Genomic DNA, 7,978 nt, shown 5'->3' on the forward strand with positions numbered 1-7,978 from the left:
AGGATTTAACTACCAAAAACCCAAAAAAATGAACAGAACCATTAAAAAAGTCGCCGTTTTAGGTTCAGGAGTGATGGGATCCAGAATAGCCTGTCACTTTGCCAATATCGGTGTGCAGGTACTTTTACTGGACATTGTTCCTTTTGAGCTCTCGGAAGAAGAGCAAAAGAAGGGACTGACCAAAGAGCATCCTGCTGTAAGAAACCGGATTGTAAATACGGCTTTGCAAAACACATTGAAAGCAAAGCCCTCCTCTATTTACGATACTACTTTTGTGTCCAGAATTACCACAGGAAACTTTGATGATGATCTTCCAAAAATCAAGGATTACGACTGGGTAATCGAAGTAGTCGTGGAGCGATTGGATATCAAGCAGCAGCTTTTCGAGAAAGTGGAAAAATACCGAAAGCCGGGTACGCTGATCACTTCTAACACCTCAGGAATTCCCATGCATTTGATGTGTGAGGGTAGATCCGAGGATTTTCAGGTCAATTTTGCGGGAACTCACTTTTTCAACCCTCCAAGATACCTTCGCTTACTTGAGATAATTCCAGGTCCAAAGACCAACCCCGAAATCATCGACTTCCTGATGGATTATGGAGATAGATTCTTAGGTAAGGAAACGGTATTTTGTAAGGATACTCCAGCCTTTATTGCCAATAGAATTGGGGTATATGCCATTATCTCAGGCATGCACGCTATCGAAAAAATGGGTTTTGGAGTCTCCGAAGTGGATAAACTGACCGGACCGGTGATCGGTAGAGCCAAATCTGCAACTTTCCGTACCATGGACGTGGTAGGATTGGATACGACAGTCAACGTTGCCAATAACCTTTACAAGGCCCTTCCTCACGACGAATCAAGAGATAAATTCAAACTTCCCAAGATCGTCGAGGTCCTCTACAACAACAAGTGGTTTGGTGACAAAACCGGCCAAGGCTACTTCAAAATGATTCGCCACAAGGATGGATCCAAAGAATTGAAGGAGCTTGACCTGAAGACATTTGAATACAAGGACGTAGAAAAACCTAAATTCAAAGCTTTGGAGGCTTCCAAAGAGATTGAAGACCTCAAGAAACGAATCAAGTTTCTAGTCAATTTTGACGATCGGGCGGGTGAATTTTACCGAGCTTCTTTTTATGATCTGTTTAAATACTGCTCTCACCGAATTCCGGAAATTTCCGATGAACTCTATAGAATAGATCAAGCGGTCTCCGCAGGATTCGGTTGGGAATTAGGCCCATTTGAGACATGGGATGTGTTGGGAGTAAAGGAAGCCGTGGAAAAAATGGAGGCTGCGGGCGAAAAAGCGGCTCCTTGGGTTCACGAGATGCTTGCAGCAGGTCACGAATCCTTCTATAAAGTAGAAGGTGGCAAGAGAAAGTACTACGACATTCCTTCCAAATCCTATGTAGAAATCCCCGGTATTGAGGACTTCATCATTTTGGATACACTCAAATCTGCCGGTAAGAAGGTTTGGGGAAATCCAGGAGCCTCTATCTACGATATGGGTGATGAAGTAATTGGCTTGGAGTTCCACACCAAAATGAACTCCATGGGTGCCGAGGTGATCGAAGGAATAAATACCGCTATCGGTATGGCCGAAAAGTCCTACAAAGGATTGGTCATCGGAAATGAAGGTGCAAACTTCTCCGCAGGAGCCAATTTGGCCATGCTGTTCATGTTTGCAGGAGATCAGGAATTTGACGAGATCAACATGATGATCGCTCAGTTCCAAAATACCATGATGCGGGCAAGATATTCCTCCGTACCGGTAGTAGTTGCTCCGCACAACATGGCCTTGGGAGGCGGATGCGAACTTTCTCTTCATGCAGACCATATCCAAGCTCATGCTGAGCTTTACATGGGACTTGTGGAAGTGGGAGTTGGTTTGATTCCTGCAGGAGGTGGTACTAAGGAAATGACCCGAAGATTTGCCAATGGGGTCATCGCAGGCGATGTGGAACTCAATCAGCTTCAGGAATATTTCATGAATATCGCTACTGCGAAAGTTTCAACTTCTGCCGAGGAAGCAAGAGGTTTGGGATATTTGAGATCCAGTGACGGGATTTCTTTAAATAAAAAGCGGCAGCTATCTGATGCTAAAGCAAAAGTCCTATCTCTTCACGAATTAGGGTATACACAGCCTGTTCAGCAAACAAATATCAAAGTTTTGGGAAAAACGGCCTTGGCTCTTTTTGAGGCAGGAATTACCGGTATGCGCTACGGAGCATATATCTCAGAACATGATGCAAAAATTGCCAGAAAACTGGCTTGGGTGATGTCAGGAGGGGATTTGTCCTCGCCTACAGAAGTGTCTGAGCAATATCTGCTTGACTTGGAGCGGGAAGCTTTCCTGAGTTTGACCGGGGAGCAAAAAACGCTGGAGCGAATTCACAGTATTTTGTTCAAGGGCAAACCGCTGAGAAACTAAAAAATAGTATCAAGTATCAAGACATAAGTATCAAGACAATTAATCCAAAGGTTATGCACAACTTCAAGGAACTCAAAGTATGGCAAAAGGCGGTTGATCTTGCTGTAAAGATTTATACCATTACCAAATCTTTTCCTTCAGAGGAAAAGTTTGGCCTAGTTTCTCAAATGAGAAGAGCGGGCGTTTCTGTGCCATCAAATATTGCTGAAGGTTGTGCAAAAACTTCTTCAAAGTCTTTTGTGAATTCGTTGGAAGTCAGCCTTGGAGAAAGTTTTGAACTGGAGACCCAAATGATCATTTCAGAGCGAGTGGGAATACTTGATCCAGAAATTGCGAAAGAAATGGAAGCAGATCTTATGGAAGTCCAGCGGATGATTATGGGATTGAAAAACTCGATTGAGTCGAAATCTTGATACTTGATTCTAGCTACTCGATACTACAAATCAATAACCCAATTACCAATAACTAATCAAAAATGGAAGCATACATAATAAATGGATATAGATCGGCAGTAGGCAAAGCCAAAAAAGGAGGATTTCGGTTTTATCGTCCCGATGATTTGGCTGCAGATGTCATCAAATACCTGGTTGCAAATACCCCAGGTTTGGAAGCAAAAATGGTCGATGATCTGATCGTCGGAAATGCCGTACCTGAAGCAGAACAAGGCATGCAGATGGGCAGAATGATTTCCCTTCTTGCTTTGGGAATAGACAATCCTGGCTTTGTAATGAACCGATACTGCGGTTCAGGTGTGGAAGCCATTGCTTTGGCAGTAGGTAAAATCAAAGCGGGAATGGCTGATTGCATCATTGCCGGAGGGACCGAATCCATGTCTTTGGTGCCGATGATGGGCTATAAGACGGCGCTTAATTGGAAGATTGCTTCGGAGACTCCTTCCTACTATCTCAGCATGGGCTTGACAGCCGAAGAATTGGCAAAGGAATACAGCATCACACGAGAAGAAGCCGATGCATTCTCTGTAAGATCTCATGAGAAAGCCTTGGCAGCTATTGCAGCCGGAAAATTCAAGGATGAAATCGTACCTGTAGAGGTAGAAGAGACTTATCTGGACGAAAAAGGAAAAAAGAAGACCAGAAAGTTTGTAGTCGATACAGATGAGGGTCCAAGAGCGGGCACGACTATGGAAGCCTTGGCGGGACTTCGCCCCGCTTTCAAAAATGGGGGTCAGGTCACTGCAGGTAATTCCTCCCAGACATCCGACGGAGCAGCATTTGTGGTCGTGATGTCCGAGCGCCTGATGAAGTCACTTGGCATAGAGCCAATTGCCAGAATGATGTCCTATTCCGTAGCAGGTGTGGATCCTCGCATCATGGGTATCGGTCCTCGAGAGGCTGTTCCCAAAGCATTGAAACAAGCTGGCCTTACTTTGAATGATATCGATCTGATCGAATTGAATGAGGCTTTTGCCGCTCAAGGTTTGGCAGTTATGAAAGCTTTGGATATGAATCCGGATATCGTCAATGTCAACGGAGGAGCAGTGGCCCTAGGCCATCCCCTTGGATGTACAGGTGCAAAACTCTCTGTTCAGCTATTCAATGAACTGAGAAGACAGAATAAAAAGTACGGTATGGTTACCGCTTGCGTTGGTGGTGGTCAGGGTGTTGCAGGTATTTACGAGCTGCTTAAGTGATTAAACTTCGGTGTTCGTAATTCATCGTTAGGTGTTCATAATTAAAATGTCGAATGAAGAATATCAAATGTCGAATAAAGAAGAAATCTAAAAACAAGAAATAATGACAACAATTTCAAAATCCATCCAAGGGGGAGAATTCCTCATCCGGGAGACAGCGGCACAGGACGTCTTTATCCCTGAGCAGTTTACTGAAGAGCAAAAAATGATGGCTCAAGCCTGTCAGGATTTTATCGATACGGAGATCAATCCGAATATCGAAGCCATTGACAGTATGAAAAACCCTGATTTGGTTCCTTCCATCTTCAAGAAGGCAGGTGACCTGGGTCTTTTGGGTGTTTCCGTTCCGGAAGAGTACGGAGGATTGGGCATGAGCTTCAATACATCCATGCTAATCGCCGACATCATCGGTGCTGCAGGTTCATTCTCGACGACCTATGGCGCGCACACCGGGATTGGTACACTTCCGATCTTGTATTATGGTTCAGAAGAGCAAAAGCAAAAATACCTTCCAAAGCTAGCTACCGGAGAATGGGCCGCTTGCTATTGCCTTACCGAGCCTGATGCAGGTTCTGATGCCAACAGCGGTAAAACAAAAGCGACACTTTCTGCCGATGGTAAAACTTACCTGATCAACGGGCAGAAAATGTGGATTTCCAATGCAGGTTTTGCAGATCTGTTTATCGTTTTTGCCAAAATCGAAGACGACAAAAACCTAACAGCCTTTATCGTGGAAAAGACCTTTGGAGGTATCACGATGAACGAAGAAGAGAAGAAAATGGGAATCAAGGGTTCTTCCACCCGGCAGGTATTTTTCAATGATTGTCCTGTGCCTGTGGAAAACATGCTTTCTGAGAGACAAAACGGGTTCAAAATCGCAGTGAATATCCTCAACATCGGCCGTGTTAAACTGGGTGCCGGAGTTTTGGGTGGCGTACGCGCTGTGACGTCCCAGTGCATCAAGTATTCTACCGAAAGAAAGCAGTTTGGCGTTAGCATCAACACCTTCGGAGCGATTAAGTCCAAGTTGGCAGAGATGGCCATCCGATCCTATGTGAGTGAATCTCTCTCTTACCGAGCTGGTCAGGATATTGAGGATAGAATGGCTGCCTTGGCTTCTGAGGGACTTCCTGATGCAGAAGCAAAGCTAAAAGCCTTGGAGCAGTTTGCCATTGAATGTGCGATTTCCAAAATCCACGGATCTGAAGTCCTAGATTATGTAGTGGATCAGGGAGTTCAGATTTATGGGGGAATGGGCTATTCGGCAGATGCGCCAATGGAGAGAGCCTATCGTGACGCGAGGATTTCCAGAATTTACGAAGGAACCAACGAAATCAACCGAATGCTGATGGTGGGTATGTTGCTCAAGCGTGCGATGAAAGGAGAAATCAACCTTTTTGAGCCGGCTATGGCGGTGGCTGCTGAACTGACCTCAGTTCCTTCATTCGAAACAGTAGATGCTTCGGAACTTTTCGCAGTGGAAAAAGACATGCTGAAAAAACTGAAGAAAGTCTTCCTCATGGTGGGTGGAAAAGCGGCAATGGCCCTTCAGGACCGAATCGAAGACGAGCAGGAAATCATGATGCATCTAGCAGATGTGATGATTGAAATCTATGCAGCGGAATCAGCGATTCTCAGAACCGAAAAGTTGGTCGGAATCAAAGGAGAATCTGCCTGCGAACACCAAATCGCCATGTCCAAGGTTTACCTTTTCGAAGCCGTGGATAAAATCGAAGCTGCAGCCAAGGAGGCCATTGTTTCCTTTACCAAAGGAGATGAACAAAAGGTGCTTCTCATGGGATTGAAGCGCTTTACCAAGCCTGATTTCATCAATACCAAAGAGCTGAGAAGAACCATTGCAGACTACATGATCGAGCAAGGAAAGTATCCTTTCTAAGATCACTCAATTTCTATTCAAGCCCTCTGTTTTTCCGAAAGCAGGGGGCTTTTTTTCGGAATCCATTGCGGAAAAAAACCCGGAATTTTGGGCTTATTTCTCCCCATTTGTTTTTTCAATCTTCCGAAAAGCCCAATTTAGTAGGGATGAAATATGGTTTAACACTTGCAGCACTCTCAGGCTGGCTCATGTTTTCCTGCAGCCAACCCACTCAAGATCCCGGTTTGGATATCTCAACCGACGGTGCTCAGATTTTGAAAGGGAAAAAACTGTTTGAGCAGCATTGTTCCACTTGTCACAACTTCAACGAAGATGCGATCGGCCCCAATCTCAGTGGCCTTACCCGACAGGTAGAATCTGCATGGATCAAGTCTTTTATCAAAAACTCAGCAGCCTTAATCGAAGCTCAGGATGAGCGCGCCTCGAGGGTATTGGCCAAATACAAATCCCCAATGCCGGGATTTCCTGACTTTACCGATCAGGATCTCGATGACTTGCTGAGCTATCTTCACACGTTTGAGACACTTCCTTTGGAAATAGTCGGAGATACCACGTCCAATCTGATTCCGGAAAGGATTCAGGACTCAGGAATCCGTCTCGAGGTGGAGTTTTTTGCGCAGCTTCCTCCTACCGATTCGGTTTCTCCATTGGCCAAAATGACCAAAATGGAGGCTATTCCAGGTACAGAAAGACTGTTTATCAATGATCAGCGAATCGGGCTTTATGAAATAGAAAATCAATCCCCTCGCCTTTTCCTCAATCTGCTTGAAAACCGACCTGCCATGGTCAGCAAACCCGGCTGGGCTACTGGAGTTGGGAGTTTTGCCTTTCACCCGGACTTCGAAAGCAATGGACTCTTTTACACCTCCCATACCGAGCCCGGAGGTACTGGTCCTTCAGATTTTGGATTTACTGACAGTCTAAAAGTATTTATGCAATGGGTGCTTACCGAGTGGAAGACTGATGATCCCAAGGCAAAAGTTTTCAAAGGAACCGATCGGGAAATCCTCAGAATAGACAATGCTTCCCAAGCCCACGGAATGCAGGAGCTCACTTTCAACCCCAACTCCAAAAAAGGTGACCCCGACTATGGCTTGCTTTATATCGGATATGGGGATGGAGGTACTGCGGAAAAGCGCTTTCCGGATATTTCCAACCATAAGGGAAGTGGAGTTTACAGCAGTATTCTCCGAATAGATCCGATGGGAAAAGATGGAATCAACGGTAAATACGGCATTCCGAAGATCAATCCTTTTGCAGGGCAAGAAGGGAAAGCCGGTGAGATTGTAGCCTATGGATTCCGAAATCCAAACAGGGTCTTTTGGGATGAAAAAGGTAATCTGCACGCTACCGACATCGGGCAGCATAGCATAGAGGAAATCAACCGAATCGAGCCGGCCAAGTTTTACGGATGGCCGATTCGAGAAGGGACCTTTACCATCAATCCTTTTGGAAGCTTCCGGTCTCTCTATCCCTTGCCTACAGATGATGAAAAATATGGGGTTACTTATCCTTTGATTCAATTGGAGCACGATGAGACAGTCGCCATCATCGGTGGATATACCCTACCCTACGGTCCGCTTCAGGGCAAGTTTGTCTTTGGAGATATTCCCTCAGGAAGGCTGTTTTTTGCAGATTTGAATGAAAGCCCCAATCCATTGGTCCAAACCTGGGGAGTAATCCATGAAGGAAAAGAGGTCAATCTCAAAGAGCTTTTCAACACCAGTCGGGTGGACTTGAAATTTGGGCAGGATCATACCGGGCAGGTCTATATCATGTCAAAAGCCGAAGGAAAAATCTACCGGATCAAAAGAAACTGATTGTAAGATCTAATGGTCAAAAATAGTTGGTGAAACACCATCTAATCATCTGATAATAAATTATTTACAAGGGCCTTATTGAAACCAGTTTCAATAAGGTTTTTTTGTTTCATGAAAACTTCAAAAAAAGCGGTGCTGGGCCTGTGGGTTTCTTGACTCAATCAAGTGGGGAAAAC

Annotated in this window: 5 protein-coding genes; all 5 read left to right on the forward strand. The window is 45.0% G+C overall.

Annotation, left to right across the window (positions count from 1 at the left end; translation table 11 throughout):
- The first annotated feature begins 28 nt into the window (after positions 1 to 28).
- The 5 genes from AAA938_RS10890 to AAA938_RS10910 all read left to right on the forward strand — a co-directional run bounded on the left by AAA938_RS10890 (position 29) and on the right by AAA938_RS10910 (position 7,802).
- Positions 29 to 2,434 (forward strand): 3-hydroxyacyl-CoA dehydrogenase/enoyl-CoA hydratase family protein, encoded by a 2,406-nt coding sequence (locus AAA938_RS10890; RefSeq protein WP_338228755.1) that lies wholly within the window; start codon positions 29 to 31, stop codon positions 2,432 to 2,434.
- Between the two features lie 53 nt (positions 2,435 to 2,487).
- Positions 2,488 to 2,847 carry a four helix bundle protein gene (locus tag AAA938_RS10895; protein WP_338228756.1) on the forward strand — a complete coding sequence of 120 codons (360 nt, stop codon included), beginning with the start codon at positions 2,488 to 2,490 and terminating at the stop codon, positions 2,845 to 2,847.
- Between the two features lie 62 nt (positions 2,848 to 2,909).
- On the forward strand, positions 2,910 to 4,085 hold the full coding sequence (locus AAA938_RS10900) for a thiolase family protein (RefSeq protein ID WP_338228757.1): 1,176 nt from the start codon (positions 2,910 to 2,912) through the stop codon (positions 4,083 to 4,085).
- 103 nt (positions 4,086 to 4,188) lie between these two features.
- The gene (locus tag AAA938_RS10905) at positions 4,189 to 5,982 is read left to right on the forward strand and encodes an acyl-CoA dehydrogenase family protein (RefSeq protein WP_338228758.1); all 1,794 of its coding nucleotides are present in this window, start codon (positions 4,189 to 4,191) and stop codon (positions 5,980 to 5,982) included.
- A gap of 146 nt (positions 5,983 to 6,128) precedes the next feature.
- Positions 6,129 to 7,802 carry a PQQ-dependent sugar dehydrogenase gene (locus AAA938_RS10910; RefSeq protein ID WP_338228759.1) on the forward strand — a complete coding sequence of 558 codons (1,674 nt, stop codon included), beginning with the start codon at positions 6,129 to 6,131 and terminating at the stop codon, positions 7,800 to 7,802.
- The last annotated feature ends 176 nt before the right edge of the window (positions 7,803 to 7,978 follow it).

Source organism: Algoriphagus taiwanensis, assembly GCF_036245645.1.
GTDB classification, from domain to species: Bacteria; Bacteroidota; Bacteroidia; order Cytophagales; family Cyclobacteriaceae; genus Algoriphagus; species Algoriphagus taiwanensis.

Coding starts and splice junctions, on each gene's coding strand:
- AAA938_RS10910 (WP_338228759.1), top strand. CDS start 6,129: ATGAAATATGGTTTAACACTTGCAGCACTCTCAGGCTGGCTCATGTTT.
- AAA938_RS10890 (WP_338228755.1), top strand. CDS start 29: ATGAACAGAACCATTAAAAAAGTCGCCGTTTTAGGTTCAGGAGTGATG.
- AAA938_RS10895 (WP_338228756.1), top strand. CDS start 2,488: ATGCACAACTTCAAGGAACTCAAAGTATGGCAAAAGGCGGTTGATCTT.
- AAA938_RS10905 (WP_338228758.1), top strand. CDS start 4,189: ATGACAACAATTTCAAAATCCATCCAAGGGGGAGAATTCCTCATCCGG.
- AAA938_RS10900 (WP_338228757.1), top strand. CDS start 2,910: ATGGAAGCATACATAATAAATGGATATAGATCGGCAGTAGGCAAAGCC.